The organism is Stappia indica, from assembly GCF_020177335.1.
Taxonomy (GTDB): domain Bacteria; phylum Pseudomonadota; class Alphaproteobacteria; order Rhizobiales; family Stappiaceae; genus Stappia; species Stappia indica_B.
Genome location: NZ_JAIVMG010000007.1, coordinates 105,992 through 132,972, shown reverse-complemented (window position 1 = coordinate 132,972; position 26,981 = coordinate 105,992). Strand labels below are relative to the sequence as shown.

Genomic DNA, 26,981 nt, shown 5'->3' with positions numbered 1-26,981 from the left:
TTGTAATGATTGAAAATATCCCATTGAGAGAGCGTCCTTTGAAAATGGGTGCTGGGACTTTACGCGTCGAGCGACCTGCAATAATCAGTAGTATAAATTTTCGCGGTTCTTTGAATAAGATTGGTGCATTTAGCTACGGAAATGTAAATGTAATTTGCTATAATTCTGATATAGGTAGATATTGCTCTATAGCTCATGATGTTATTATTGCGCCTTTTGAGCATCCAGTTGACTGGTTTAGTACCCATCCATTTGTTTTTGGTGATACGGGCACGATGGCGCACTCGCAAGATTACATGGATATCATGGTTCCGGAGCCGTACGCGCCGAACGCATTGCGCACTACTATTGGAAATGATGTTTGGATTGGTGCGAGGGCTTTTATCAAAAGAGGTGTGAAGATTGGGGACGGTGCAATCATCGCGGCCAATAGTTCTGTTGTGCGCGATGTCCCTTCATTTTCGATTGTCGCTGGAAGTCCAGCGAGAGTGATAAAAACCAGATTTGATGAAGGGGTAATTGAGAGAATAAAAAGGTTGAATTGGTGGAATTATAAGCTCGATAGGCGTGTCCTAAAAGGAATATCATACTCTGACGTAAATAAATCCATCGATTTGATTGAACGTCATGTGAAGTGCGGCGATATAATGAAAATTGATTTTGATGAGCTTACGTTTGTTAATGGGAAAATTATGAATGAGTCACCTTTAGATCGTCTTGAAGACGCCGTTTGAGGGCGTTTCGCATTCTCTTCATCTTCTTCGGGGGTGGCTTCGGAGCGAAGATAAAGCGGATGGTTCGTTGTGAGGGGGGCAGACATGCAGACATGCAGACATGCAGTGCATTGGTCCTCCTTCCGGTGCAGCGTCCATGGGCGGGAGGTGCAAACAGACATATCCCGCGCTGCTCCTTGCCGCGCGCGTCCGGTGACCTTGTCCGTGTCTTTTGAAAGGGGGGAGTGGTGGGTGCACGGGGATTCGAACCCAGGACCGGCTGATTAAGAGTCAGCTGCTCTACCAACTGAGCTATACACCCACTCGCCGTTTCGGCGTCGCCGGGCGGTGGTGCGTTCCGCGCCGCCCGTCTGGATCGGGTATATACAAAGCTGGCCCGGTGCTTTCAAGCGAAACCTGAAATAAAATCGCTGTGATCGTGTCAGGGCTGGGGAAAACTTCGCAATGTCGCAGGAATTTGCCGGTTTCCGGCGCCTTGGAAAAAAAGCGCGGCGTGACCGGGGTCAGAGGCATGAAAAGAAGGGGCCGAAACTTTCGGCAAGCCCGGGCGCATTTTTACGAAATTTCCTGACAAGTGCGCTTGACCCTCTCCCGGGGGGCGTCTACCTTGCGCCGCACCAAGAGCAGATGTCGCGGGATTGTGTTGCGACCCTGCCAGGGTGACACCTGTTCGAAAGGCTATGGCGATGATGGGCATCGGGCTCATTCTTGTAGTAGGGAAGCGCGCTGCCGGGGGGATGTGATCCCCTTCCCGGAACGACAGCGCGCGTCAAGGCCTCCTCGGGGGCCTTTTTTATTGCCCGAAGCCACTGCGCAGGGCATGGCCGTGAACGAAGACATGAAGCGAACCGCACGTTGCGATAATCGAGGACTTTAGACATGAAGCGCGAGATGACCGGCGCCGAGATGGTGCTCCAGGCACTCAAGGACCAAGGGGTTGAGCATGTTTTTGGCTATCCCGGTGGCGCCGTGCTTCCGATTTACGACGAGATTATCCAGCAGGACGCGGTGCGGCATGTTCTGGTAAGGCACGAGCAGGGCGCCGGGCACGCGGCGGAGGGCTATGCCCGCTCCACCGGCAAGCCGGGCGTCGTCCTGGTGACCTCCGGTCCCGGTGCCACCAACATGGTCACCGCCCTGGCGGACGCGATGCTCGATTCCATTCCGATGGTCTGCATCACCGGCCAGGTCCCGACCAATCTGATCGGCAATGACGCCTTCCAGGAATGCGACACGGTGGGAATCACCCGCCCTTGCACCAAGCACAACTGGCTGGTGCGCCGGGTGGAGGATCTGCCGCGTATTCTGCACGAGGCTTTCTATGTCGCCACCACCGGCCGGCCCGGCCCGGTCGTGATCGACATTCCCAAGGATGTCCAGTTCGCCACCGGCGAATACGAAGGGCCGCGGCATGTGGCGCACAAGAGCTACCGGCCGCGCGTGAAGGGCGACATGGATGCGATCCGCCGGGCGGTGGAACTGCTCGCGCATGCGCGCCGACCGGTCTTTTACACCGGCGGCGGCGTGATCAACTCCGGCCCGGCCGCCTGCCAGCTGCTGCGCGAACTGGTCGAGCTGACCGGGGCGCCGATCACCTCGACGCTGATGGGGCTGGGTGCCTTTCCCGCGTCCGGCAAGCAGTGGCTCGGGATGCTGGGAATGCACGGCACCTATGAAGCCAACATGGCGATGCATGACTGCGATGTCATGATCAACATTGGCGCCCGGTTCGACGACCGCATCACCGGCCGGCTCGATGCGTTCTCGCCGAACTCGCTGAAGGTGCATGTCGATATCGACCCCTCGTCGATCAACAAGACGGTGACCGTCGATATTCCGATCGTCGGCGATGTTGCTCACGTGCTGGAGGACATGGTGCGGCTGTGGCGCACCGGGTCGCACCAGATCGACAAGGCGGCGCTCGATGGCTGGTGGTCGCAGATCGATGGCTGGCGCGCGCGCAACTCGCTCGCCTATCGCCCGTCGGAAGACATCATCATGCCGCAATACGCGATCCAGCGGCTCTATGAGAAGACCAAGGGGCGGGAGACCTATGTCTCGACCGAGGTCGGCCAGCACCAGATGTGGGCGGCGCAGTTCTTCGGCTTCGAGGAGCCGAACCACTGGCTCACCTCCGGCGGCCTTGGCACCATGGGCTATGGCCTGCCGGCGGCGATCGGCGCCCAGGTGGCCCATCCGGAGGCGCTGTGTGTCGATATCGCCGGCGATGCGTCGATCCTGATGAACATTCAGGAAATGTCGACCGCCGTGCAGTTCGGGTTGCCGGTCAAGGTGTTCATTCTGAACAACCAGTACATGGGCATGGTGCGCCAGTGGCAGCAGCTGCTGCACGGCAACCGGCTGTCCCATTCCTACATGGAAAGCCTGCCCGATTTCGTGAAGCTGGCCGAGGCCTATGGCGGACATGGCATCCGGGTCGACAAGCCGGCGGATCTCGACGCGGCGCTCGATGAGATGATCGCCACGCCCAAGCCGGTGATCTTCGATTGCCGCGTGGCCAATCTCACCAACTGCTTCCCGATGATTCCCTCCGGGAAGGCGCATAACGAGATGTTGTTGCCGGACGAGGCCAATGACGAAGCGATCGCCAATGCGATTTCCGCGGATGGCAAGGCACTGGTGTGAACGGGAAAGACAGACTGATGAACGCGCAGAACCTCAACGCACCGTCCGCCTATTTCATGGCCGCGGTCACCGAAACGCCCGAAAGCCATACGCTATCGGTACTGGTCGACAACGAACCGGGCGTTCTTGCCCGGGTGATCGGTCTGTTCTCCGGTCGGGGCTACAACATCGACAGCCTGACCGTGTCGGAGACCGAGCACGAGAAGCACCTGTCGCGGATCACCATCGTCACCACCGGCACGCCGCTGGTGATCGAGCAGATCCACCATCAGCTTGAGCGGCTGGTGCCGATCCACCGGGTGACCAACCTGACGGTGGAGGCGCGCGGGCGCAATTTCGAAAAGCCGCTGGAGCGGGAACTGGCGCTGATCAAGGTGGCCGGGGTTGGCGAGAAGCGGCTGGAAGCCTTGCGCCTGGCCGATGCGTTCCGGGCAACGGTGATCGACGCCACCGCCGAGCATTTCGTGTTCGAGATCACCGGCCGGACCAACAAGGTGGATCAGTTCATCTCGATCCTGAAGCCGCTCGGGCTGGTCGAGGTGTCGCGCTCCGGCGTTGCCGCCCTGCAGCGGGGTGCCGAAGGGCTCTGAGAATTTTGGCGCGGACCCTTGGGAGGCGGTCCGCGCCAATCAGCGGCCTTGCAACAGCAAGGCCGATCGGCTACCAAAGAGCCTCGTTAACGCTTCGTTCACTTGTGGGACGCAACGTTGTCGAGGTTGCCTCCGTCGCCGTGACGGAGGGTGAGACAGGATCTGGACGAGACGCATGATCGCCGCTGGCACCATCGCCGCTTTTGCGATCGACGCGCGGGCAACGCGCGGCGGATGCCTTCGTCATGGCGGTCTCCTTCTCCTTACCAGCCCCTGAGCGTCGGCTGCCCCGGATCAACGTGGGCGGGCACTCAGGGGATATGACGACACCCTCCCAAAGTATCTGACGATCGCTCCCGCGTGACAGGCTCGCACTGCGACAGCCGGCGGAGAGCTGCAAAACGGAAGGCACCGAACCCATGTCTGGTCAGGATCACGTAGCAATTTTCGACACCACCTTGCGCGATGGCGAGCAATCCCCCGGCGCGTCGATGACGCTGGAGGAGAAGCTGCAGGTCGCCGAGATTCTCGATGACATGGGCGTCGATATCATCGAAGCCGGGTTCCCGATCGCCTCCAACGGCGATTTCGAGGCGGTGTGCGAAATCGCCAAGCGCGCCGACAAGGCGGTGATCGCCGGTCTGGCGCGGGCGATCAATGCCGATATCGACCGGGCAGGCGATGCGGTGCGCTATGCGCGCCGCGGCCGTATCCATACCTTCGTTTCCACCTCGCCGATCCATCTGGAGTTCCAGATGAAGAAGACCGAGGAAGAGGTTTTGGAGATCATCACCTCGACGGTGAGCCGGGCGCGCAACCTGATCGACGATGTGGAATGGTCGGCGATGGACGCCACCCGCACGCCGATCGCGTATCTCAGCCGCTGCGTCGAGGCGGCGATTCGCGCCGGCGCCACCACGATCAACCTGCCCGACACGGTGGGCTATGCCACGCCGGACGAATATCGGGCGATGTTCGAGGCGATCCGCAACGCGGTTCCGGATGCGGACAAGGCGATCTTCTCCGTGCATTGCCACAACGACCTGGGGCTGGCGGTTGCCAACTCGCTGGCCGGTGTCGCCGGCGGCGCGCGGCAGATCGAATGCACCATCAACGGTCTGGGCGAGCGGGCCGGCAACGCGGCGCTGGAAGAGATCGTCATGGCGCTGCGGACCCGCGCTGATGTGCTGCCTTATGACTGTTCCGTCGATCCGAAATTCGTGACGCGGGCCTCCAAGCTGGTGTCGGCGGTCTCCGGTTTTCCGGTGCAGTACAACAAGGCCATCGTCGGCAAGAACGCCTTCGCCCATGAGAGCGGCATCCACCAGGACGGGATGCTGAAAAACGCCGAGACCTACGAGATCATGCGCCCGGAAGACGTCGGGGTGAAGGAAACCTCGCTGGTGATGGGCAAGCATTCCGGCCGCCACGCCTTCCGCCAGAAGCTGGAGGAGTTGGGCTACGAGATTGGCGACAATGCCTTCGAGGAGGCGTTCCGCCGCTTCAAGGATCTGGCCGACCGCAAGAAGCACATCTACGACGAGGATATCGAGGCGCTCGTGGAGAACGAGATCGCCACCCAGGGCGAGCAGATCAAGGTGATCGCCCTGACGGTGATCGCTGGCACCGGCGGGCCGCAGAAGGCGATCCTGACCATGGATGTGAATGGCCGCCACGAAACCCGGGAATGCTCCGGCGACGGGCCGGTGGATGCGACCTTCAACGCCATCAAGGAGATCGTGCCGCATGAGGCAAACCTGTCGCTCTATCAGGTCCACGCGGTGACCGAGGGGACGGACGCGCAGGCGGAAGTCTCGGTGCGGCTGGAGCAGAACGGCCGCATGGCGACCGGCAAGGGTGCGGATACCGATACGCTGGTGGCGTCGGCCCGGGCCTATGTTTCCGCGCTCAACCGGTTGATGGCACGGCAGAACCGCCCCGATCATCACGAGCTGCGCGCGGTCTGACGGCCATCGCCGCCGCAATCCGATCAAGAAGAAAGCCCCCGGTCTTGCCGGGGGCTTTTTCGTGGGCTTTCGACCGCTGACAAAGGGCAAAGGTTCATTCTGCGTCTTCCCGGGCAAGCGCCAGCGCGACCCGGGAAGACGCAGCGCCCCCTGGGTGCCTTGTCGTCACATTCCTGGCGCCCGTTTTTCGGGAGCCTCTTTCCAGGGAAGTCCTGCCATCACCCTCCTGAAGGGGCCAGGTCAGCCGGCGTTGGCGAAGCGGCGTTCCAGCGCTGGCGAGAGGATCTGCAGGCAATCGAACGCTTCCTCGTTGATCCGGGTGCGCTGGCGCAGACGGAAGCCGATGCTTTCCATCATCCGCCGTGCCGGCTCGTTGCCGCTGGCGACGAAGGCGATGAGATGGGTGAAATAGGTCCGCTCGAAGAACCATTCGACCAGCGCGGCGGTCAGTTCGGAAGCATAGCCGCGCCCCCAGTACCTGGCGATCAGGCAGATGCTGAGCGCGACCTCGGAGGTTTCCGGATAGACCGAAAAGCCGGCCCGGCCGACAAAGGTGCCGTCGTGCAGGATCACCTTCCACTGGCTGAAGCCGCGCCGCTCCTGGCCGGTGATGTAATCGGTGAGGTGGCGCTTGGCATCGGCCCGGCTGTCGATGATCTCATGGGATCCGAGATAGCGGTTTACATCGGGATCGGCGTGCAATGCGTGCAGATCGTCCAGATCCCGTGCGTTGAACGTGCGCAGCATCATCCGGTCCGTTGCAAGGATGGGGGTATCCACCATGCCGTCCTCCCTGTTGTATGTTTTTTGCTAGCGCTGCGAACGGTTTCTCCTCCCGTGCGCGCTACAGGCGATGTTACAGCCAAATCACGACAGATGTCCGACGATGTCGAGATTTTATCAGGCTGGGAAACGCTCTCCAAAAGCTGGCAAGAGGGATAGCCGAGGATTGTGCTAAAATCAGGGCGTTTCAACCGAAAGGCGATTTTTCGTTAATTTCCAGTAACCAACAGCTCGGCCAGGGGCGCGGCAAGCTGCTCCGGAGTGCTGCTGCTCGGATCGGCGCGTGGCCAGTCGCCCAATTGGCCGCGAAAGAAGGTTTCCTGCCGCTTGGCAAAGCGCCGGGTCTCGGTTTTCGACCGTTCGCAAGCGTGGTCCAGTCCGGAAAGGTCCGCAGGCAGCGCCCCAAGTTCGCGCAGGCCGATGGCCTTCATCGCCGGAAGGGCGGGGGCAAGCTGGCGGGCGCAAACACGGCGGGCTTCCTCCACCGCGCCGGCGGCGATCATGGCATCGAAACGCTCGCCGATCCGGGCATGCAGCCAGGGGCGGGGCGGGGCAAGCACCAGACGCGGTGCCTCCGGGCCCACCCGGGCCGGGCCAGCGGTCTGCTGCCAGTGCAGCAGCGACTGGCCGGTTCCCTCGATGACCTCCAGCGCGCGGATCAGCCGTTGGGTATCGCCCGGTTTCAGACGCTCTGCCATCGCCGGATCCCGCTCGGCCAGATTGGCGTGCAGCCAGCCGGCCGGGGCGCTGGCCGCAGCGCGCCATTTCTCGCGGATCTCAGGTGGGATCGGCGGCACGCTGGAGAGCCCTTGCGTCAGCGCGGTGAAGTAGAGCCCGGTGCCGCCGACGATGATTGCCGGCTGCTGGCGTTCGGCGGCCTCGTCCAGCACCGCGCCGACCTCTTCGAGCCACTGGGCGACGGAGTAGCGCCGGGCCGGGTCCACGTGGCCATAGAGGCGGTGTTCGGCCCGTGCCAGGTCCTCCGCGCCGGGGCGGGCGGTGAGGATGTCGAGGTCGGCATAGACCTGCATGGAGTCGGCGTTGACGATCATCGCGCCGAGGCGCTCGGCCAGCACCAATGCCAGCGCCGACTTGCCGCTTGCCGTCGGCCCGGCTATCAACACCACCTGTTCCGCCAATTCTCTTTCCCCTCTTTGAAGGACCTTGCCGCACGATGACCCAGGTCGCAACGATCCTTGCCGATCCGAAGACGCCGGTGCTCACCGATGATCTTGCCGCCCGGCTTGCCCGGGAGCTGCCCGATGTGGCCGGCATCGAGACACTCAATCCCGGTGTTGCGGTTGATATCGCATTCGCTGGCGGCGCTGTCGATCCGGGCGTGCATGAACAGGCGCTGCGTGCCGCGATCGGCGATGCGCCGCTTGATGTGTTTGTGCAAAACAGCGAGGGCCGGCGCAAGCGCCTGCTGATCGCCGATATGGACTCCACCATGATCGGCCAGGAATGTATCGACGAACTGGCGGCGATGGTCGGTCGCAAGGCGGAAATCGCCGCAATTACCGAACGGGCGATGCGCGGCGAGCTGGAGTTCGAGCCGGCCCTGCGCGAGCGTGCGGGGATGCTGGCCGGCCTCGATGCCTCGGTGATCGACAAGGTGATCGCGGAGAGCATCACCCTCACGCCCGGCGCGCGCACGCTGGTGTGCACTATGCGCGCCAATGGCGCCTATTGTGCGCTCGTGTCCGGCGGGTTCACCGCCTTTACGACCCGCATCGCCAGGGCCGTGGGGTTTCACGAGCATCGCGCCAATACGCTGATGATCGAAGATGACAAGCTGACCGGCAAGGTCGGCGAGCCGATTCTGGGACGGGAAGCCAAGCGGCAACGGCTCGTGGAGCTTCTGGCCGAACAGGGCCTTGCGGCCGAGGCGGCCCTTGCGGTGGGCGACGGCGCCAATGACCTGTCGATGATCGAGTTGGCGGGGCTGGGGGTTGCCTATCATGCCAAGCCGGCAGTCGGTGCGGCGGCGGATGCGCGGATCGAACATGGCGATCTGACGGCGCTGCTTTACCTGCAGGGCTATGGGGTCGAGGAGTTTGCCGAGGTCGACTGACAAGACGGGGGGCTTCGGCCGCTGGGGTCATCATGCAAAAGGCCGCCGCGCCAATGGCGCGGCGGCCTTTTTGTTGTTGCTTGCGCGTGAGGCGTTTGCCTCGGCCCGGCGGGCGCTCGCCCGCCAGGGCTTGCGATTACTTGTCGATCGGCAGCGGGATGAAGCGGACCTCGCCTTGCGCGTTCGACAGCAGCAGCAGGGCGAGCCGGCGGCCATCTTCCTCAAGCGCCTTCAGGCGGGCGGTCACATCGGCCGGCTTGCTGACCGGCTCCTGGGCTACCTCGACGATCACGTCGCCGGCGCGGATGCGCTTTTCCTCGGCGTCCGAACCGCCTTCGACCTCGGTGATGACCACGCCCTTCACATCCTCGGCGATGCTGAATTTCTCGCGCAGCTCGTCGGTGAGGGAGGAGAGGGTCATGCCAAGCACTTCAGGCATTTCCGCAGGCTTGTCGCCGGGCTTTTCGGTCCCGCCGTCCGCGCTGGCCTCGCCATCGGCCTCTTCGAGACGACCAAGGGTGACGGTCAGCATCACTTCCTTGCCCTTGCGCAAAACGGTGACCTCGACCTCCTTGCCGACCGGCGTGTCAGCCACCATGCGCGGCAGGTCGCGCATGGTCGGCACCTCTTCGCCGTTGAAATCCAGGATCACATCGCCCGCCTCAAGTCCGGCGGCCGCGGCCGGACCGCCCTCGGTGATGCCGGCGACCAGCGCGCCCTCGGCCTTGTCCATGCCAAGGCTTTCGGCGATCTCGTCGGTGACTTCCTGGATGCGCACGCCGAGCCAGCCGCGCCGGGTCTCGCCGTATTCGCGCAACTGGGCGATCACCCGGGTCGCGGTCTCGGAGGGAATGGCGAAGCCGATGCCGATCGAGCCGCCCGAGGGGGAGATGATCGCCGTGTTGATGCCGATTACCTCGCCGGCCGCGTTGAACAGCGGCCCACCGGAGTTGCCGCGATTGATCGAGGCGTCGGTCTGGATGTAGTTGTCATAGGGACCGGAATTGATGTCCCGGTTGCGGGCGGAGACGATACCGGTGGTGACGGTGCCGCCGAGGCCGAAGGGATTGCCGATGGCCATTACCCATTCCCCGACCCGCATCTTTTCCGAATCGCCAAAGGACACGGACTTGAGCGGCTTGGTCGGGGTGACCTTCAGGACCGCAAGATCGGTCTTGGGGTCGGTGCCGATCACTTCGGCGGGCAGCTTGCTGCCATCGTTGAAGTTGACGGTGATTTCGTCGGCACCCTCGATCACGTGATTGTTGGTGATGATGATGCCGTCATCTCCGGCCAGCACGAAGCCGGAGCCGAGGGACTGGACCCGGCGGGGACGGCCGTTGTCCCGGTTCTGCCGGTTGAAGAACTCATCGAAGAATTCCTGGAACGGAGAGCCTTCGGGAACCTGCGGCAGCGGCACGGAGCGCTGTGCCTTGACGTTCTGGGCGGTGGAAATGTTCACCACCGCGTCAAGCAGGGATTCGGCCAGGTCCGGAACGCTGTCCGGGCCCTGGGCGACGGCAGGTCGCATGTCGGCCACGCTCACGGCGAGCCCGACCACGCCGGCCATTGCCGCGACGGTGGCGCGGCGGGAGACGTTGCGAATGAAATCGGCGTTCAACAGGGCCATCGGCCGTCATCCTCCACTTTGCGGCGCCGGAGCCGTGTGAAGGGCCGGTGCCGCGGATCGTTCAGGGGCAGGCCGCGAGGGGGCGATAAGGGCCGCCACGCGCCCGGCCGTCTGTCAGTGTGTCATCTTAGCCTCGAACCGCCCAGACCACGAGAACGCCAATCACCAGGGCGGCCAATCCTCCGGCGCGGAGGATGGTATCCGGCAGATCGAGCATCTGCCGGATGGCCTGTTTCATGGCGCCCGGGGCCAGGGCGTAGAGGGTGCCTTCCAGCGCCAGGACCAGTCCCAGCGCGACCCACAGGTCGCTCACTGCGCGGCAGCGCCCGCCGGCGACGGGGACTGGCCGGGAGCCGACGGTTCCGCCGCGCCGCGCGGGTCGCGGAAGTAGCGGAAGAACTCCGAGTTCGGCGACAGCACCATGGAGGTATCGCCGGACTTCAGGCCGGCCGCATAGGCCTGCATGGAGCGGTAGAAGGAGAAGAACTCCGGATTCTGGCCGAAGGCCTCGGCGAAGATCCGGTTCCGCTCCGCGTCGCCGTCACCACGCACGATCTCCGAATCCCGCTTCGCTTCGGCGATCAGCACCGTTGCATCGCGATCGGCGCGCGAGCGGATGCGTTGAGCTTGCTCCTCACCCTGGGCACGGATCTCGGTCGCCTCGCGCTGACGCTCGGTCTGCATGCGGCGGAAAATCGCCTCCGAGTTGGTCTGCGGCAGGTCGGCGCGGCGGATCTTGACGTCGATCACCTCGATGCCGATCGGTGCCGCCTTCTGTGCGACATCCTTACGGATCTCAGCCATCAAATCGGCGCGCTCGTCCCGGACTACATGCAGGAAGGAAGCTCTGCCCAGTACCGAACGCATGCTTGCTTCGAGGAAGGTCGACAGACGCTGGTTCGCCTCGTTGATGTTGTTCACCCGCTGATAAAACAGCACCGGATCCGTGATGCGGTAGCGGGCAAAGGCATCCACCACCAGTCGTTTTTTGTCAGACAGGATGGGCTCAATCGGCGGCATGTTGAGGTCCAGCACGCGCTTGTCGAAATATACGACATTCTGGATGAACGGCGTCTTGAACTTGAGGCCCGGCTCACGCTCGCTCTTCTTGATCTCGCCGAACTGCAGCACCAGCGCCTGCTGGGCCGGGTTGACGATGTAGATCGACAGATAGGCGGCCAGCGCGACAACCGCGACAATGACCGCACCGATACCGAGAAAACCGTTTTTCATTACTGGTTGCCTCCACTGCGGGCGGCGCCCTGAGACTTGTTGAGCTGATCGAGCGGCAGGTAGGGGACAACGCCGCCGGCACCGCTCGCGCTCTCATCGATGATGATCTTGTTGTTGGCGCCGAGCACCTGCTCAAGGGTCTCCAGATAGAGCCGTTCGCGGGTGACATCCGGGGCCTTGGTGTATTCCTCAAGCACCTTGGTGAAGCGCTGCGCTTGACCGGTTGCCTCGGATACAGTCTGTTCGCGGTAGGCGTTGGCCGCCTCAAGCACGCGGGCCGCCTCGCCTCGGGCCTCCGGTACCACCCGGTTGGCGTAGGCTTGGGCTTCGTTCTGGATGCGCTCCTGGTCGGCGCGGGCCGCCTGCACATCGCGGAAGGCCTCGATCACCTGCTGCGGCGGATCGACCTTCTGCATCTGCACCTCGGACACCTCGACGCCGGCGCCGTAGCTGTCGAGCGCTTCCTGCATCAGGGTGCGCACAGCGTTCTCCACTTGCTCTTTGTTTTCGGCAAGGATGGAATCGATATTGTTACCTCCAACCACCTCACGCATGGAGCTTTCGGCCACGGCCTTCACCGTCGCTTCCGGGTCCTGGATGTTGAACAGGTAGTTGGAGACCCCTTCCGGGGTGTTGCGGATGCGCCATTGCACCTTGAAGTCGACGTCGACGATGTTCTCGTCGCCGGTCAGCATCAGGCTTTCCTCGGCCACATCCTGCTTTGCAATGCGACTGCCACGCACGGTTTCGCGCATGCCGACGGTCAGCTCGCGAATGCGCAGGACTTCCGGGGTGTAGACCGTTCCCAGCGGGTAGGGCCAGTTGTAGTTAAGGCCCGGCGCGGTCTGGTTGGTGACCTCGCCCAGCACCAGCTCGACGCCGACCTGGCCCTGTTCCACCCGGTAGAAGCCGGTTGCCAGCCAGATGCCGATCACCAGCACGATGGCCAGAAGGATGCCCTTGAAGCCGAGGTTGCCGCCGCTGGGCAGCACGGTCTTCAGCGTGTTCTGGCTGCGCTTCAGCAGCTCTTCCAGATCGGGCGGATTGCCGCCACCGCCACGCTGCGGGCCGCCGCCCCATGGGCCGCCGCCGCCACCACCACCGGAGCCGCTCCCCCATGGGCCGCCGCTACCGCCACCTTTCCAGCCGCCGCCGTTCTGGTTGCTCCAAGGCATCAACACATCCTTCTTCGTGAAACTCCGGCCACCGGGAGGCCGGCCAGTTGTATCTACCACGCCAACACAGGCTTCGTCGGGTTATAGGAACAATAGCCTGTGCTTTCAATGAAACCTGTCGACGCAAGGTGGCGTCTCGACCGGGGCATTTCAATGCGGCAGCGGCGGTTTGCGGCGAGAAAACGGCGCCAGGCGGTGATTTGCCGCTCTCGGGCCGCCGTCGGTTATGCCCTCGTCAGCCGGTGAGGCGTTCCGCGTGCCATTCCAGATGATCGGCCAGGAAGGTCGAGACGAAATAATAGGAATGGTCGTAGCCGCCCTGCATGCGCAGGGTCAGCGGCACGCCGGCCTTGCGGCAGGCTTCGTCAAAGGCCCAGGGGCGGAGCTGTTCGTCAAGGAAGCCGTCCGCGCTTCCCTGGTCGATCAGGATGTCGCTGTGCCAGCCGCGGCTTTGCACCAGGGCGCAGGCATCGTGATGCTGCCAGGCGGCGCGGTCGCTGCCCAGGTAGGCGGTCAGCGCTTTTTCTCCCCAGGGGCAGGTGATGGGATTGACGATCGGCGAGAAGGCCGAGACGGTGCGGAACAGCTCCGGATGCTTCATCGCCAGGGTGAGGGCGCCATGGCCGCCCATGGAATGGCCGGTGATGCCGATGGCCGTGTCCCAGACCGGCAGGGTATCGAGCAGCAGGGAGGGAAGTTCCTCGGCGATGTAGCTTTCCATGCGGAAATGCGGTGCCCAGGGGCTTTCCGTGGCATTGAGATAAAAGCCTGCGCCCTGACCGAGATCATAGGCCTGGTCGTCGGCAACGTCGCCGCCGCGCGGGCTGGTGTCCGGAGCGATGACGATCAGGCCGCAGTCGGCGGCCATGCGCTGGTAGCCGCCCTTGGTGGTGACGTTCTCCCAGGTGCATGTGAGGCCGGACAGGTAGAAAAGCGTCGGGCAAGCCTCGCCGCGCAGCGCCTGGCCGGGCAGGAAGGCGGAGAACTCCATCGGCGTTCCGGTGCTGCTGGAGGCGTGGCGGTAGACGCGCTGTTCGCCGCCAAAGGCGCGGGCGCTGGAAATCAGGTCAAGGGTCATGGTGTCGGCTCACTCCGGTCGAACACGTCAGGCGGCAGCGCGGCGCATGTCTACATGGGCGATGCCGTCCTCGTCATATACCGGCGACACCGGCGAGAAGCCATGCCGTGCGTAGAAACGTTGCAGATGGGCCTGGGCGGAGAGCAATAGCGGGTGGCCGGGGTAGCGTTGTCCGGCCCGGTCGATGGCCTCGATCATCAGCCGATCGCCGAGGCGCGCGCCGCGCCAGGCGGGAGCGACCACGATCCGGCCGATGCGCACAGGCGCGTTCGGCCCGTCCCCCTCCGGCGGCAACAGCCGCAGGCAGCCGGCAATCGCCCCGGCGTGGTTTTCGCCCGCAGGCCGCAGCACCAGGTGTTCGGCGATGGCGTCGGCGGCGTCGATTTCCTGGTAGGCGCAGGCCTGCTCCACCACGAAGACGGAGACCCGCAGCATGAACAGGGCGTGCAGCGTCGCTGGCGTCATGTCGTCGAGGCCGGCCCAGTGCGCGGTCAGCGCAGCGGGCTGGCCGGGAGCGGCTGCGTTCGGCACTGCGGCGGTGGTCACGCGGCATCGTCCTCGGGGCGCTCACGGGCCTGATCGGCGAGCCGGGCGATCTGTGCTTCCAGCCGGTCGATGGTCTCGCCGGTCCGGTCGTGGGTTTCGCGCAAGGCCTTGAGGCTGGCGGCGATCAGCGACAACTCGCTGGTGAGGGTTTCATCGGCGGGCTTGTCGCCCAGGCCGTAGAGCAGCCATGTGGGGCTGACGGCAAGGAAGCCGGCGAGCATGGTCAGTCGGTTGGCGCGCGGCTCCGAGCGGCCGGTTTCCCAGGCGTTGACGGTGACCGTCTTCACGCCGAGCCGGCGGGCAAGCTGGGCGCCGGACAGGCCCACCGCCTCGCGGGCGCGGCGGATGCGCCCGCCGATGCTGTCCCTGTCCCGCGTTTCCGACCAGATCGTGTCCGGTTCGCTGATGGTGCTGCTCATGGATGCTGCTCCTCGGTCGGCGGTTACGTGGGACTGTGCACCCCCGCCGCCCGGAAGCAGACGGCGGGGGCAATCGTTACGCCGCTGGCGTCAGTAAAGGACGACGGACCGGATCGACTTGCCCTGATGCATCAGGTCGAAGCCGGTGTTGATCTCCTCCAGCGGCATGGTGTGGGTGATCATCGGGTCGATCTCGATCTTGCCGTCCATGTACCAGTCGACGATCTTCGGCACGTCGGTGCGGCCCCGGGCGCCGCCGAAGGCGGTGCCGCGCCAGGACCGGCCGGTGACGAGCTGGAACGGGCGGGTGGAGATCTCCTGGCCGGCACCGGCGACGCCGATGATGATCGATTCGCCCCAGCCCTTGTGGGCCGATTCCAGCGCGGTGCGCATGACGCCGACATTGCCGGTGGCATCGAATGTGTAATCGGCGCCGCCCTTGGTCAGGTTGACAAGATAGGCGACCAGATCGCCTTCCACCTCGGCCGGGTTGACGAAATGGGTCATGCCGAAGCGTTCGGCCATTTCCTTCTTGGCCGGGTTGAGATCGACACCGACGATCATGTCGGCGCCGACCAGCCGGGCGCCCTGAAGGACGTTGAGACCGATGCCGCCGAGACCGAAGACGATGACCTTGGAGCCCGGCTCGACCTTGGCGGTGTTGATCACCGCGCCGATGCCGGTGGTCACGCCGCAGCCGATGTAGCAGATCTTGTCGAAGGGGGCGTCCTCACGCACCTTGGCAAGGGCGATCTCCGGCACCACCGTGAAATTGGCGAAGGTGGAGGTGCCCATGTAGTGGAAGATCGGGTCGCCATCCTTGGTGGTGAAGCGCGAGGAGCCGTCCGGCATCAGCCCGGCGCCCTGGGTGGTGCGGATCTTCTGGCACAGGTTGGTCTTGGGGTTGAGGCAGTACTCGCACTCACGGCACTCGGGCGTGTAGAGCGGGATCACGTGATCGCCGGGCTTCAGGCTGGTCACGCCCTTGCCGACCTCGCGCACGATGCCGGCGCCCTCATGGCCGAGGATCGCGGGGAAGATGCCTTCCGGGTCGGCGCCCGAGCGGGTGAATTCATCCGTGTGGCAGATGCCGGTGGCCTTGATCTCGACCAGCACCTCGAAGGCGCGCGGACCTTCCAGATTGACGGTTTCGATGCTGAGGGGTTCACCGGCCTTCCAGGCCACTGCCGCGCGTACGTCCATGAACAGCGTTCCTTCTCATGAAAAATCGGGGCGGGGGCGATGATGCGCGCCGCCGTTGGGGTGATCCTAGGAAATCGGGATGCGGTGCGAAAGGCCCAAGGCGACGCAAACAGGCGTGAAGGCGACGCGAGGGCTTGCCCGGCGGTTCAGCCAGCCCGGCGATAGGTGAGGAAGATCATCGCCGCGCTGTCCTTCGGGCCGGGCTCGGGCACCTCCCGCGCCACCTCGGACCATTGGGCCGGGTCGATGTCGGGGAAGCGGGTATCGCCCTTAGGGCTGACGTGCACCCGGGTGATTTCCAGCCGGTCGGCTTGGTCGATGGTGGCGGCGTAGATCTGGCCGCCGCCGATCACCATCACCGCGCCGGCGCCGGCGCGCCGGGCGCTCGCGGTTGCGGCGGCGAGCGCGTCTTCCAGCGACGAGACCAGGGTGATCCCGGCGATGTCGCGGGCCCAGTCGCCATCGCGGCTGACGACGATGTTTTCGCGGCCGGGCAGCGGCCGTCCGATCGACTGGAAGGTCTTGCGGCCCATCACCACCGGGCAGCCGAGGGTGATCCGCTTGAACCGTTTCAGGTCGCTGGACAGATGCCAGGGCATGGCGCCATCAACGCCAATGACGCCGTTTTCGCCAACCGCCGCGACCAGCACCAGTTCGGGCCGCGTCGTCTCGGTGGCTGCATCGCTCGGCTTGTCGGGCATGGCCGGTCCTTCCTGTCGTTCAACGAAAGCGGCCCGCCGGGGGCGGGCCGTTCAGACTTCCGACCAAGGCCGGACTTTGCGACAAAGAGCAATAGCGTTTTTCTCGTCATCCCGGGCAAGCTTTGGCGCGACCCGGGATCGGAGAGCCGAAAGACAAGCGTTTCCAGCGGGATGGAAACCGATACGCTGTGCCTCGCCGATCCCGGATCGCCGCTTTTACGGCGTCCGGGATGACGCCCCCAAGGGGGCTTTGTCGTCATGCTCGCGGCCCGCCTGAGACAGCCCGCGAGCATTGCCATCGGTCCAGCCTTGGTTGCGGTCCTTGTCGACCAGCGCGTTGGACTTGATCCTCCCGCGACCTGCCGGAGGCAGGCGCAAGAGAAAACAAGGCCGTGGATCGCGTCAGGCGAAAAGCGCCTTAGTTGCGGTCCTTGTCGACCAGCGCGTTGGACTTGATCCTCCCGCGACCTGCCGGAGGCAGGCGCAAGAGGGAAAAGGCCGTGGATCGCGTCAGGCGAAAAGCGCCTTAGTTGCGGTCCTTGTCGACCAGCGCGTTGGACTTGATCCACGGCATCATGCCGCGCAGCTTCTCGCCGACTTCCTCGATCTGGTGACGGTCGTTGAGGCGGCGGGTGGCCTTGAAGCGTGCCTGGCCGGCCTTGCATTCCTGCATCCACTCGGAGGTGAACTTGCCGGTCTGGATGTCGGTGAGGATGCGCTTCATCTCCGCCTTGGTTTCCGGCGTCACGACGCGCGGACCGGACATGTACTCACCCCATTCCGCCGTGTTGGAGATGGAGTAGTTCATGTTGGCGATGCCGCCCTCGTAGATCAGGTCGACGATCAGCTTCACTTCGTGCAGGCACTCGAAATAGGCCATTTCCGGGGCGTAACCGGCCTCGACCAGGGTTTCGAAGCCGGCGCGGATCAGCTCCACGAGGCCGCCGCACAGGACTGCCTGCTCGCCGAACAGGTCGGTCTCGCACTCTTCCTGGAAGGTGGTCTCGATGATGCCCGAACGGCCGCCGCCAACGCCGGAGGCGTAGGCCAGGGCGATGTCCAGCGCGTTGCCGGAAGCGTCCTGATGGACGGCGACCAGGCACGGCACGCCGCCGCCCTTCTCGTATTCGCCGCGCACGGTGTGGCCCGGGCCCTTCGGCGCGATCATCAGGACGTCAACGGTGTCCTTGGCTTCGATCAGGCCGAAGTGAACATTGAGGCCATGGGCGAAGGCAATCGCGGCGCCGTCGCGGATGTTGGCGGCGATGTGGTCCTTGTAGATGTCGGCCTGGAGCTCGTCCGGGGTGGCCATCATCATCAGGTCGGCCCAGCCGGCGGCGTCGGCCACGCTCATCACCTTGAGGCCGTCGGCCTCGACCTTCTTGGCGGTGGTGGAGCCCGGACGCAGGGCGACGACCACGTCGGAAACGCCCGAATCCTTCAGGTTCAGCGCATGGGCGCGGCCCTGCGAACCGTAACCGATGACGGCAACCTTCTTCGACTTCAGCAGATTGAGATCGGCGTCGCGATCGTAATAAACGCGCATGTTGGTAGCTCCCGTTTGGCGTTTTCGAAATGGCCGGAGCTAAAGGGCGCCGGCCGGGGTGTTCTCCTGGTCGCGGGGCGTGCCCGTGGCCGGGTAGAGGGTGAGAAACTGGTCGATGGCGGTGCGTGCATGGGCCGCGAAGCCGTCGCGCGCGCCGTCCGGGCTTTCGCCCAGCAGCCAGCGGCCATGCTGGTCGCGGACGATAAGGCCATAGAGCGTGCGGTAGGCCTCGGTCATGTCGTCGCAGGCGATGTGGCCCTGGGCCTGGCCGGCGCGCAACAGGTCCCGGGCGCGCTCGGCGATGCGGCCCCGGCCCCGGTCCAGCAGCAGGCGGCCAAGGGCGGCGCCTTCGCGGCTGGTCTGGCTGATCGCCAGCCGGTTGAGCGCCAGCGACGTCTCGCCGGCAAGCACGGTCAGGAGGTCCTCGGCGAAGGTCACCAGCCGGGCGCGGAACGCGTCCGCCGTCATCCGCTCGGCGCTCTCATGCGGGACCCGGACCTTGGCGGCCTGATGGGCGACGATGGCGGCCAGCAGCCCATCCCGGTCGCCGAACCAGCGGTAAAGGCTTTCCTTGGAGCAATTGGCCGCCCGGGCGAGCGCCGCCGTGGTCAGCGCCTTCTCACCGCCCTCCACGACCAGACGCAGCGCCGAGGCGAGAACCTCGTTCTGGCGGTCGTTGAACTCTTCGGGGGCGGGGGCGCTGATCATGGAAAGCGGCGGGGCTCGTCGCGTCGGTCGAGATGGGGTGTTTGATGTGTACCGTACCGTACGGTTCGGCTGCACCATGACCCGGAACGCCGCCGCCGTCAAGCGGCAAGGGGTGAGGGGAGGGGACATGCTGTTCAGGATGCGCGGATCGGGCCGGCGGCGATTGCAGAGGGGGATAAACGCTGCATAGCGGTTGCGCGTCGTTGGTTGCGCGGTGAGACTGTCAATATGGATGGGATGGGCAAAACAAGCGGCGTCACAGAACGCTTCGACAAGAAAGAGCTTGAGGCTTGGTTGCGAACGCAGCCGGTAGAGGTTTCTGTCGTCCTTGCTGTGCGCTCGGCGCTGCGCGCTTTGCCGCATATCCAGTCGGCGCTCCTTTTGAGGAAGGGCGGGCTCGACACTATCCTGCTGCCACTTATTAGAGCTTCCAGTATGTCCTGGCTCGCTGCGACTCAAGAGTATTTCTTAGATAGGGGAAAAATAGAAAGTATTTCAAAGTCCGCCAACTATGCCGGGATTGATGTCGCGGTTTCCAGTGAGGGAGGTGGATATTATTTGGTTTCAGCGAGATATGCATCTGGCTCTGTAGCGTTTGCGGCGAGCTCTATAAATAATATTTATAATGAGGATTCGCGGAAACTCGCCGAGTATGCGAGCAACTCCATATTTGGATTTATGGAAATTTATGAAATCTCGCCGGGGCCCGATGGCGTTAGGTCGGCGGTTTCTCGTAATTCTCGTGCCGCCGTCAAATTAGATATTCAAAAATTGGAGGCAGGAACGAGTCCTCAGAAGTTAACGTTGACGTCACTATGGCATGGAGGGGTTCCGCAGAGAGAGCGGTCAGAATGGAGGCAATTTCGAAGGTTTTTGCTCTCCCATAACGAGGATTGGGATATCTGGACCGATTGGTATGAAGATCGTCTTGCGGGTAAGCCGGCGATCCCGGTCCTCGACGTCGCGCGGGTGACTTTGCCGGACGGGCTTTGGAAACAAGGCGCGAAGGCGGTCAATGCCGAGTTGAAGCGGATCAGGGCGGACCTCCAGGCCGAGGGGGCGGAGGACCCAAAGGCGGAGACGGGCAACCTGCAGGGCTCAGGCTTGTCCGAAAGCGGGCAAGAGGGAACTGGGCAAGAGCCCAACTGGCACGAGGTGGTGAAACAGCGCCTGCAGGATGAGGCGCCGGTGTCGGCCGTCATCGAGGACGGCAGGATCGCCGCGCGCGACAGCCCGCCGGACGCCAAACCTCCGATTGACCACCCTGAAGATCTTCAGGCACGGCTTCTGGGTCTGAGAGTGGCCGCCGACAAGGTTCTGGCGACGCTTGGCGAGATGCCGCACAATCTTGGGCCCTATCTGGCTCGCGATATTGGTCACTTCTCGAAAGCCGCCAGCCAGTCGCCCCCGGCCTGGTATGCGCTGGACGATGCGGCGGCGTGTCTGCGAGATCATTTGCGGTTGCTTGAGGATCTGGCTTGGCCCGGCGCCACCCGCGAGGATGTGGAGCGGCTGGTCAGGCGCACCGAAGAGCTGCGCCTGCTCTTGCAACCGCAGCAGCCCGAGCCGGCACCCGCAGCAAATGAGAAACCGCCGCTGGAGCTTGATCCCGACAAGGCGACGCCGTGTGCCGTCGGCGAGATCCTGTCGGGAGTGGAGGAGGCAATCCGTGCCGATGGCGGGAGGGTGCTTGCGCCTTCCGCGCAACAGACACTGGAGCACTACACAGAGAAAGCGCGCGAGGTCCTTGCAAGTCCAGATACCAGCGAGGCGTCGGAACCTGTGCGTCAGCGGCGCTTGACCCGTTGGCTGAAAGGGCTTGGGGGATTTGCTGCAAGCACAAGCGGGGCTATCGGGGTGGCTGTGCTCACGGCGCCTGAGGCTGCGTCAACATTGATGATCCGCTTCGAGACGATCTTGAATGCGATTGCACGGCTGTTCACCTGACGTCGCCCGGCGTCCATGCATTTCATGGGGCCGTTTGACCGCACAGATTCCGATGCCTCTCCGACCCCGGGTCGCGCTGACGCTTGCCCGGGGTGACGCAAGAAGAAGCTAATGCGTGGGGACGGAGGTTTCAGCCTGAGAGGGCGCGCGCTCCGGTTGCCCCTCGGCGTCCTCCCGGGCAAGGGCCGAAGGCCCGCGACCCGGGATCGGGGAGCCATGGCGGCCGCAGTCAGTGGGCGGGGGTGAACGCTATCGCCCCCGGTTCGGCTGACGCTGCCTCAGGCGTAGATCTCGCCGCGGGCCATCACCACCGCCTGACCGCCGATGCGCACCGCCTTCAAAGCTGTGTTGGCGATGTCGATTTCCAGGTCGATCAGCGACGGGCGGCCCATATCGAAGCCCTGTTCGATCCGCAGGAAATGGGTGCCGTCGGGCAACCGGTCGAAATGCTGCACCACGCCGGCGAAGGCGGCAGCGGCGGAGCCGGTGGCCGGGTCCTCGGCAATGCCCATGTCGGGCGCGAACATGCGGGCGGAGAAGGTGCTGTCATTGGCCGTCGTCTGGCGGCAATAGACATAGGCGTCATTGTGGTCATGCCGGCCGAAGGCCTCGTCCCAGTGGGTGAGCATGGGCCGGGCCCGGCGCAGGGCATCGAGATGGGCGACTGGGACGAAGGCGAAGGGCAGACCCGCCTCGAAGGAGGAAGGACGGTGGTTTTCGAACCCGACCTCGCTGGGCTCCAGCCCCAAGGCGGCGGCGACGATCTCCTTGTCGGCGAGCGGCGGCGCGGCGCGGGCCAGGCGCGGCACGTCGAATTCGGCAAAGCCGGCGGCACCGTTCTTCAGCACCACGCCGCAGCGGATGTTGCCGATGGTTTCTTCCAGGACCACCATCGCATTCTGGTCCGCGTCGGTGTCGCCGAAGCGCTCCTTGGCGAGCAGGATGGCGGTGCCGATGGTCGGATGGCCGGCGAAGGGCAGCTCCCGGGCGGGGGTGAAGATGCGAAGGCGCGCCGAATGGGCGGGATTCTCCGCCGGCAGCACGAACACGGTTTCGGACAGGTTGAACTCCCGGGCGATGGCCTGCATCCGCTGATCCGACAGGCCGTCGCCATCGAGCACGACCGCCAGTGGGTTTCCGGCGAGGGGCTGATTCGTGAAAACGTCCAGTACGGCATAGCGGCGGGCCATTGGCGGGCGTCCCTTGCTGTTCCATTGAGATCCTGCGATCCGCTCCGGCTTGCGAAGCGGATCGGTGCAGACTGTGGCACGACCGTCGGCGCGTGACCAGCACCGGGAGTGATACGGGTCGGCGCGAGGGACATGAATTTCGCGGGTGCCGGAAACGCTCGCCCACGCGCGGTTTGAACGCGGCCCCGCTTCGGTATAGAACCGCCGGGACCGGCCGAACGTCACGGCCGCTTTCCTGCCCGGGTGCCCTGAATGTCCGACGTTCGCATTTCCGCCTTCTATCATTTCACGCCGCTGGAAGATCATGAGGGCTTGCGTTTGCCGCTCCTCGATCTGTGCCGGGCGGAAGGGGTGCGTGGCTCGATCCTGCTGGCCGCGGAAGGGGTCAATGGCACCATCGCCGGGCCGGAGGCGGGCATCGCCGCGGTGCTGGCGCATCTGCGGTCCGACCCGCGTCTTGCGGACCTGACCGAGAAGGCCTCCCATGCGGAGCGGATGCCGTTCCGGCGGATGAAGGTGCGGCTGAAGCGGGAAATCGTCAGCCTCGGGGTGGAGGGGATCGACCCGCGCCGGGTCGTCGGCACCTATGTGCCGCCGGCCGACTGGAACGCGCTGATTGCCGATCCGGACGTGGTGCTGATCGACACGCGCAACGATTACGAGGTGGCGTTCGGAACCTTCGAGGGGGCGGTTTCTCCCGAAACCCGCTCGTTCCGCAGCTTTCCCGAGTGGGTGCGCAGCGCCCGGCAGGTCGCCAACAAGCCGAAGGTGGCGATGTTCTGTACCGGCGGCATCCGCTGCGAGAAGGCCAGCGCACTGCTGCTGGAGGAAGGCTTTGGCGAGGTCTATCACCTCGAAGGCGGCATCCTGAACTATCTGGAGAAGGTGCCGCGCGAGGAAAGCATGTGGCGCGGCGATTGCTTCGTCTTCGATGAGCGGATCGCCGTCGATCACGATCTGGCGCCGACCTGGGGCCGGGAAGCGCCGGCGGAAGCGCATGCGGTGCTGCCCGCCGACGTGATCGCCGAAACGCCCCGGTCAGATACGGAACAGGTGTGACGCAAGGCCCTTCACCGACGGGGTGAGCGCCATCAGGCCGCCGGAGGTGGGATAGGCACTGAGCAGCGCCGCATCCGTTTCCGGCCGCAGGCTGGTGATCACCAGCTCATCGAGGTCTGGCCCGCAGAAGCACGGCATGGTTGGTCGGGGCAGTGGCAGCGGGATCGTCCGGATCAGGCTGCCGTCCGGGGCGAAGCGGTTGAGGCAGCCGGCCGAGACTCCCGCCGACCAGTAGCAGCCCTCCGCATCCATGGTGGCTCCGTCCGGGCGTCCAGCGTCATTGACAACTTGCGCGAAGCGCCGCCGGTTGGAGATGTCACCGGTCGCCACCTCGAAGTCCCAGCAGTCGATCCATCCCGGGCGTGTGTCGGAATGGTAGAGCGTCGCGCCATCGGGCGACCAGGCCAGGCCGTTGGAGGTGCGCAGCTCCCCCACCATGCGGGTCAAGGCGCCGTCCGGCGTGATCCGGTAGAGGGAGGCGATGGGCTGGCGGTCCGGGCGGTCGTCCATGGTGCCGACCCAGAAGGCGCCGTCCGGTCCCACCTTGCCGTCGTTGAGACGGGTGCGCGGGTCGTCGGCCTCCACATCGGTCAGAAGATCGAAGCGCCCGGTCGGCAGGTGATGCAGCCCGACCTTGTCACGCAGGGCAATGACCAAGGTGTCGACATCGGAGGTCAGGCCGAGCGAGCCGATCGTATCTGGCATGGGCCAGCTCATGTGCCGGCGGTCCAGCCAGTCCAGCGCGTGCAGGCGCTGGCCGGTAATGTCGCACCAGTAAAGGCGGGACAGCCGATGATCCCAGACCGGCGATTCCCCCAGCCGGCAGGTGGGGACATCCAACAAGGCGATTTCCTGGCTCATGAGAGCGTTCTGACATCTCGTGGGGCGTGGTTCAACCGGCGGCGGAAAGCTGTTGTGGCGGGGCGCCATCCTCGTGCAGCCAGGTGCGAAAGACATGGGCGGCAAAGGCGTCGAGCGCGGCCATGGTATCGGGCTTTGCGATCACCGCATCGGCACCGGCGCGCAGGGCTTCGCCATGGGAGCGCGGATCGTCGGCGGTGGTCAGGAACACGACGGTCACCCCGGCAAGTCCCGGGCGGGTGCGCAGCCGGATCAGCGTTTCGATGCCGCTCAGACCGGGCATGTTGATGTCGAGCAGGATCAGGCCGGGTGGGGCGATGCCCGATTGCAGGCGCGCATCAAGGTAGCGCAGCGCCTCGGAGCCGGTGGTGGCACAGGCCACCGTCAGCGGCCGCGCCCACGGGCACGCCTTGCACAGGCTGCGCGTCACCAGCCACAAGTCGTCCGGATCGTCATCGACGAGCAGAAGCGGCGCCGTGAAGTTGCCGCTCTGGGCGTGCGTGGTCGTCATGAGAAACCCGTTGATCCCCTGCCTGCAGAATCGACCTTAGGTGTATATGGTAGAGGTAACCTATACACTCTCCCACAAACCTATACGTTCATTTCGCTTTTGCCTGTTGTGGCAGGTCGGGACCCGCCTCGGGAAGGGGGAAGGCGGTGTTTTTCGACACCGCGCGAATGGCGAAGGAGGTGCGCATGCGCGATACACCCGGCAGGCGGGCAAGATGATCGCGGTGGATGCGCTCGAAATCGACCGGATCGGCGGCGGCAATGCGCAGCAGGTAATCCGCGTCGCCAGCCATCAGGTGGCATTCCATGATTTCCGTTGACCGGGCGACCGCCTCTTCGAAGGCGCTCAGGGTCTCGTTCGATTGCGATTTCAGGGAGATCTCGACGAAGATGTCCATGCGCCGGCCGATCTTGCTTTGATCCAGCAGCGCGACATATCGATCTATGATGCCGGCTTCTTCCAGCGCCCGGACCCGGCGCAGGCAGGCGGAGGCCGACAGGCCGACAACCTCCGCGAGATCGGCGTTGGCGATGCGTCCGTCCCGCTGCAGGCGTTCCAGAATGCGGCGATCGATCCGGTCGAGGGGCATGGAATGCCTTTCGCAGAATATGCGGTCGGTTTTTTGTTTCTTGCAATAATATTGCGTTAAATGCGCATAAAGTGTCAAGTTCGCAACCGAATTCGGAAGAAAAAGACGTATACTGTCAGCATAAGACTCGTGGCGTACAGAGCCCGGGCGAGAGAGGAGACAGCCATGCGTATCGGTGTGCCGAAGGAAATCAAGAATCACGAATATCGGGTCGGCCTGACCCCGGATGCGGTTCGGGAGATTGTCGCCCATGGCCATGAGGTGGTCGTGGAGAGCGGCGCCGGTATCGGCATCGGCGCTTCGGATCTCGATTATGAAGCGGCGGGCGCGCGGATCTTGCCGGATGAGGCGGAGGTGTTCGCCGCTGCCGGCATGATCGTCAAGGTCAAGGAACCGCAGGCGTCGGAACGGGCATTGCTGCGCCCCGATCATGTGCTGTTCACCTATCTGCACCTGGCGCCGGATGCGCCGCAGACGGAAGATCTGGTCAAGTCCGGAGCCACCTGCATTGCCTATGAGACGGTAACGGACGCGCGCGGTGGCTTGCCGCTGCTGGCGCCCATGTCTCAGGTGGCCGGCCGGCTGTCGATCCAGGCGGGGGCGACCGCGCTGGAACGGGTGCATGGCGGGCTTGGCGCCCTGATCGGCGGGGTGCCCGGAGTGGCGCCGGCGCGGGTGGTGGTGGTCGGCGGCGGCGTCGTCGGCGGCCAGGCGATCACCATGGCGCTCGGCCTTGGCGCGGATGTGACCGTGCTGGATCGCAGCCTCGACGTGCTCGGTGAGTTGTCGGCGCGGTTCGGCTCGGCGCTGCGCACGGTCTATTCGACCCGCGCTGCGGTGGAACAATATGTGCTGGAGGCGGATCTGGTCATTGGAGCGGTGCTGGTGGCCGGGGCGGCGGCGCCCAAGCTGGTGACCGCCGAGCATGTGCGGCGGATGAAGCCCGGCTCGGTGCTGGTCGATGTGGCGATCGATCAGGGCGGCTGTTTCGAGACCTCCCACGCCACCACCCATGCGGAGCCGACCTACATGGTCGATGATGTGGTGCATTATTGCGTTGCCAACATGCCCGGCGCGGTGCCGCGCACCTCGACCTACGCGCTGACCAACGCGACCTTGCCCTTTGTCCTGGCGCTGGCCGATCAGGGCTACAAGCAGGCGCTTCTGGATAATCCGCATCTGCTGGCCGGCCTCAATGTGCATGGCGGCAAGGTGACCTGCCAGGCGGTCGCCGAGGCGCTGGGCTACGACTATGTCGACCCGCGCGATGCGTTGGCGGATGTGGCCGCCGCGGCCTGAACACCCCAGCCGCCTCGCGTTGACGCCATGGGCCGGGACGCGAGGACCCACGCCAGATAGAGAAAAGCCCCCGGCGCCGGGCGACGGGGGCTTTTCTGCTGTCATGCGGCCAGAGGCCGGCCTACATCCAGCGATCCCGCATCGTGGTTGCGGTGCGGGATCTCGTTCGGATCAGGGGCAAACGACGCGGTAGCGACGGCCGTACTGGTCGGTTGCAATGCAGTTCTTCGGCGTGGTCGCCGCGCCGACGACGCCGCCGCCAACCGCACCGATGGCAGCGCCGGCAAGAGCGGCACCGGCGCCGCCGCCCGTGGCCGCACCGATCACCGCACCGGTGGCGGCACCAAGACCACCGCCGACGAGTGCGCGATCGCGCTGGCTATCGGACTGGCAGGCCGCGAGCAGGAGCGCAGCCGCCGATACGAGTACAACCTTCTTCATTCAATATGCCTCCAGAAAATCAGGGCTTGGGCCCCTCGTATCGATGCGGTC

At 64.5% G+C, this 26,981-nt stretch carries 26 protein-coding genes and 1 tRNA gene; 8 read left to right on the top strand and 19 right to left on the bottom strand.

Going from position 1 to position 26,981, the window contains the following annotated elements; all coding sequences use genetic code 11:
* The first annotated feature begins 5 nt into the window (after positions 1-5).
* Positions 6-734, top strand: a complete 729-nt coding sequence (locus LC062_RS11300) for a CatB-related O-acetyltransferase (protein ID WP_224911138.1) — start codon at positions 6-8, stop codon at positions 732-734.
* A gap of 225 nt (positions 735-959) precedes the next feature.
* On the opposite strand, the gene LC062_RS11295 is transcribed toward LC062_RS11300, so the two are convergent.
* Positions 960-1,035: transfer RNA gene (locus LC062_RS11295), tRNA-Lys, on the bottom strand.
* 578 nt (positions 1,036-1,613) lie between these two features.
* Between LC062_RS11295 and LC062_RS11290 the strand changes: the two genes are divergently transcribed.
* The 3 genes from LC062_RS11290 to LC062_RS11280 all read left to right on the top strand — a co-directional run bounded on the left by LC062_RS11290 (position 1,614) and on the right by LC062_RS11280 (position 5,937).
* Entirely contained in the window at positions 1,614-3,380 is a 1,767-nt protein-coding gene (locus LC062_RS11290) for an acetolactate synthase 3 large subunit (protein WP_224911137.1), read from the top strand.
* Positions 3,381-3,397: 17 nt separating this feature from the next.
* Positions 3,398-3,970 carry an acetolactate synthase small subunit gene (gene ilvN / locus LC062_RS11285; protein ID WP_224911136.1) on the top strand — a complete coding sequence of 191 codons (573 nt, stop codon included), beginning with the start codon at positions 3,398-3,400 and terminating at the stop codon, positions 3,968-3,970.
* Positions 3,971-4,389: 419 nt separating this feature from the next.
* Positions 4,390-5,937 carry a 2-isopropylmalate synthase gene (locus tag LC062_RS11280; RefSeq protein ID WP_224911135.1) on the top strand — a complete coding sequence of 516 codons (1,548 nt, stop codon included), beginning with the start codon at positions 4,390-4,392 and terminating at the stop codon, positions 5,935-5,937.
* Positions 5,938-6,177: 240 nt separating this feature from the next.
* On the opposite strand, the gene LC062_RS11275 is transcribed toward LC062_RS11280, so the two are convergent.
* Both LC062_RS11275 and miaA read right to left on the bottom strand, forming a co-directional pair.
* Positions 6,178-6,720: a GNAT family N-acetyltransferase gene (locus LC062_RS11275; protein WP_224911134.1), complete on the bottom strand. Its 543-nt coding sequence runs from the start codon at positions 6,718-6,720 to the stop codon at positions 6,178-6,180.
* Between the two features lie 209 nt (positions 6,721-6,929).
* Entirely contained in the window at positions 6,930-7,859 is a 930-nt protein-coding gene (miaA, locus tag LC062_RS11270; RefSeq protein ID WP_224911133.1) for a tRNA (adenosine(37)-N6)-dimethylallyltransferase MiaA, read from the bottom strand.
* A gap of 35 nt (positions 7,860-7,894) precedes the next feature.
* On the opposite strand from miaA, the gene serB reads away from it, so the two are divergent.
* On the top strand, positions 7,895-8,794 hold the full coding sequence (gene serB, locus LC062_RS11265; protein ID WP_224911132.1) for a phosphoserine phosphatase SerB: 900 nt from the start codon (positions 7,895-7,897) through the stop codon (positions 8,792-8,794).
* 136 nt (positions 8,795-8,930) lie between these two features.
* Here the strand turns inward: serB and LC062_RS11260 are convergent, their stop codons facing one another.
* The 11 genes from LC062_RS11260 to LC062_RS11210 all read right to left on the bottom strand — a co-directional run bounded on the left by LC062_RS11260 (position 8,931) and on the right by LC062_RS11210 (position 19,033).
* Entirely contained in the window at positions 8,931-10,424 is a 1,494-nt protein-coding gene (locus tag LC062_RS11260; RefSeq protein ID WP_404829708.1) for a DegQ family serine endoprotease, read from the bottom strand.
* A 127-nt stretch (positions 10,425-10,551) separates the two neighbouring features.
* Entirely contained in the window at positions 10,552-10,737 is a 186-nt protein-coding gene (locus tag LC062_RS11255; RefSeq protein WP_224911131.1) for a DUF2065 domain-containing protein, read from the bottom strand.
* Positions 10,734-11,657 (bottom strand): protease modulator HflC, encoded by a 924-nt coding sequence (hflC, locus tag LC062_RS11250; RefSeq protein WP_224911130.1) that lies wholly within the window; start codon positions 11,655-11,657, stop codon positions 10,734-10,736. Before hflC ends, LC062_RS11255 begins: the two co-directional genes overlap by 4 nt.
* A complete protein-coding gene (hflK, locus tag LC062_RS11245; protein ID WP_224911129.1) occupies positions 11,657-12,832 on the bottom strand; it encodes an FtsH protease activity modulator HflK in 1,176 nt (391 codons plus the stop codon). The genes hflC and hflK overlap by 1 nt, the downstream gene beginning before the upstream one ends.
* Positions 12,833-13,067: 235 nt before the next feature.
* Positions 13,068-13,910 carry an S-formylglutathione hydrolase gene (gene fghA / locus LC062_RS11240; RefSeq protein WP_224911128.1) on the bottom strand — a complete coding sequence of 281 codons (843 nt, stop codon included), beginning with the start codon at positions 13,908-13,910 and terminating at the stop codon, positions 13,068-13,070.
* Positions 13,911-13,937: 27 nt separating this feature from the next.
* Positions 13,938-14,375: a GNAT family N-acetyltransferase gene (locus LC062_RS11235; protein WP_224911228.1), complete on the bottom strand. Its 438-nt coding sequence runs from the start codon at positions 14,373-14,375 to the stop codon at positions 13,938-13,940.
* Between the two features lie 77 nt (positions 14,376-14,452).
* The gene (locus LC062_RS11230; RefSeq protein ID WP_224911127.1) at positions 14,453-14,875 is read right to left on the bottom strand and encodes a helix-turn-helix domain-containing protein; all 423 of its coding nucleotides are present in this window, start codon (positions 14,873-14,875) and stop codon (positions 14,453-14,455) included.
* A 90-nt stretch (positions 14,876-14,965) separates the two neighbouring features.
* Complete coding sequence (locus LC062_RS11225) at positions 14,966-16,078, bottom strand: S-(hydroxymethyl)glutathione dehydrogenase/class III alcohol dehydrogenase (protein WP_224911126.1); 1,113 nt, start codon at positions 16,076-16,078, stop codon at positions 14,966-14,968.
* A 146-nt stretch (positions 16,079-16,224) separates the two neighbouring features.
* Complete coding sequence (locus tag LC062_RS11220) at positions 16,225-16,779, bottom strand: dihydrofolate reductase (RefSeq protein ID WP_224911125.1); 555 nt, start codon at positions 16,777-16,779, stop codon at positions 16,225-16,227.
* A 526-nt stretch (positions 16,780-17,305) separates the two neighbouring features.
* Complete coding sequence (gene ilvC, locus LC062_RS11215) at positions 17,306-18,325, bottom strand: ketol-acid reductoisomerase (protein WP_181758580.1); 1,020 nt, start codon at positions 18,323-18,325, stop codon at positions 17,306-17,308.
* A gap of 39 nt (positions 18,326-18,364) precedes the next feature.
* Positions 18,365-19,033, bottom strand: a complete 669-nt coding sequence (locus LC062_RS11210; protein ID WP_224911124.1) for a TetR/AcrR family transcriptional regulator C-terminal domain-containing protein — start codon at positions 19,031-19,033, stop codon at positions 18,365-18,367.
* A 228-nt stretch (positions 19,034-19,261) separates the two neighbouring features.
* On the opposite strand from LC062_RS11210, the gene LC062_RS11205 reads away from it, so the two are divergent.
* On the top strand, positions 19,262-20,980 hold the full coding sequence (locus LC062_RS11205) for a hypothetical protein (protein WP_224911123.1): 1,719 nt from the start codon (positions 19,262-19,264) through the stop codon (positions 20,978-20,980).
* Positions 20,981-21,258: 278 nt separating this feature from the next.
* Here the strand turns inward: LC062_RS11205 and LC062_RS11200 are convergent, their stop codons facing one another.
* Complete coding sequence (locus LC062_RS11200; RefSeq protein ID WP_224911122.1) at positions 21,259-22,170, bottom strand: PhzF family phenazine biosynthesis protein; 912 nt, start codon at positions 22,168-22,170, stop codon at positions 21,259-21,261.
* Positions 22,171-22,422: 252 nt separating this feature from the next.
* Here LC062_RS11200 and trhO point away from each other — a divergent pair, with 252 nt between their 5' ends.
* Positions 22,423-23,229, top strand: a complete 807-nt coding sequence (trhO, locus tag LC062_RS11195) for an oxygen-dependent tRNA uridine(34) hydroxylase TrhO (protein ID WP_224911121.1) — start codon at positions 22,423-22,425, stop codon at positions 23,227-23,229.
* On the opposite strand, the gene LC062_RS11190 is transcribed toward trhO, so the two are convergent.
* The 3 genes from LC062_RS11190 to LC062_RS11180 all read right to left on the bottom strand — a co-directional run bounded on the left by LC062_RS11190 (position 23,209) and on the right by LC062_RS11180 (position 25,391).
* The gene (locus LC062_RS11190) at positions 23,209-24,090 is read right to left on the bottom strand and encodes an SMP-30/gluconolactonase/LRE family protein (protein WP_224911120.1); all 882 of its coding nucleotides are present in this window, start codon (positions 24,088-24,090) and stop codon (positions 23,209-23,211) included. The two genes, trhO and LC062_RS11190, sit on opposite strands and share 21 nt — an antisense overlap.
* A 31-nt stretch (positions 24,091-24,121) precedes the next feature.
* Positions 24,122-24,601, bottom strand: coding sequence for a response regulator (locus LC062_RS11185; protein WP_224911119.1), 480 nt, complete (start codon positions 24,599-24,601; stop codon positions 24,122-24,124).
* Positions 24,602-24,689: 88 nt separating this feature from the next.
* The gene (locus LC062_RS11180) at positions 24,690-25,391 is read right to left on the bottom strand and encodes an Lrp/AsnC family transcriptional regulator (RefSeq protein ID WP_455678353.1); all 702 of its coding nucleotides are present in this window, start codon (positions 25,389-25,391) and stop codon (positions 24,690-24,692) included.
* Here LC062_RS11180 and ald point away from each other — a divergent pair.
* Positions 25,356-26,489 (top strand): alanine dehydrogenase, encoded by a 1,134-nt coding sequence (ald, locus tag LC062_RS11175; protein ID WP_224911118.1) that lies wholly within the window; start codon positions 25,356-25,358, stop codon positions 26,487-26,489. The two genes, LC062_RS11180 and ald, sit on opposite strands and share 36 nt — an antisense overlap.
* A gap of 171 nt (positions 26,490-26,660) precedes the next feature.
* Here ald and LC062_RS11170 read toward each other — a convergent pair whose 3' ends face one another.
* On the bottom strand, positions 26,661-26,930 hold the full coding sequence (locus LC062_RS11170) for a glycine zipper domain-containing protein (RefSeq protein ID WP_224911117.1): 270 nt from the start codon (positions 26,928-26,930) through the stop codon (positions 26,661-26,663).
* Between the last annotated feature and the right edge of the window lie 51 nt (positions 26,931-26,981).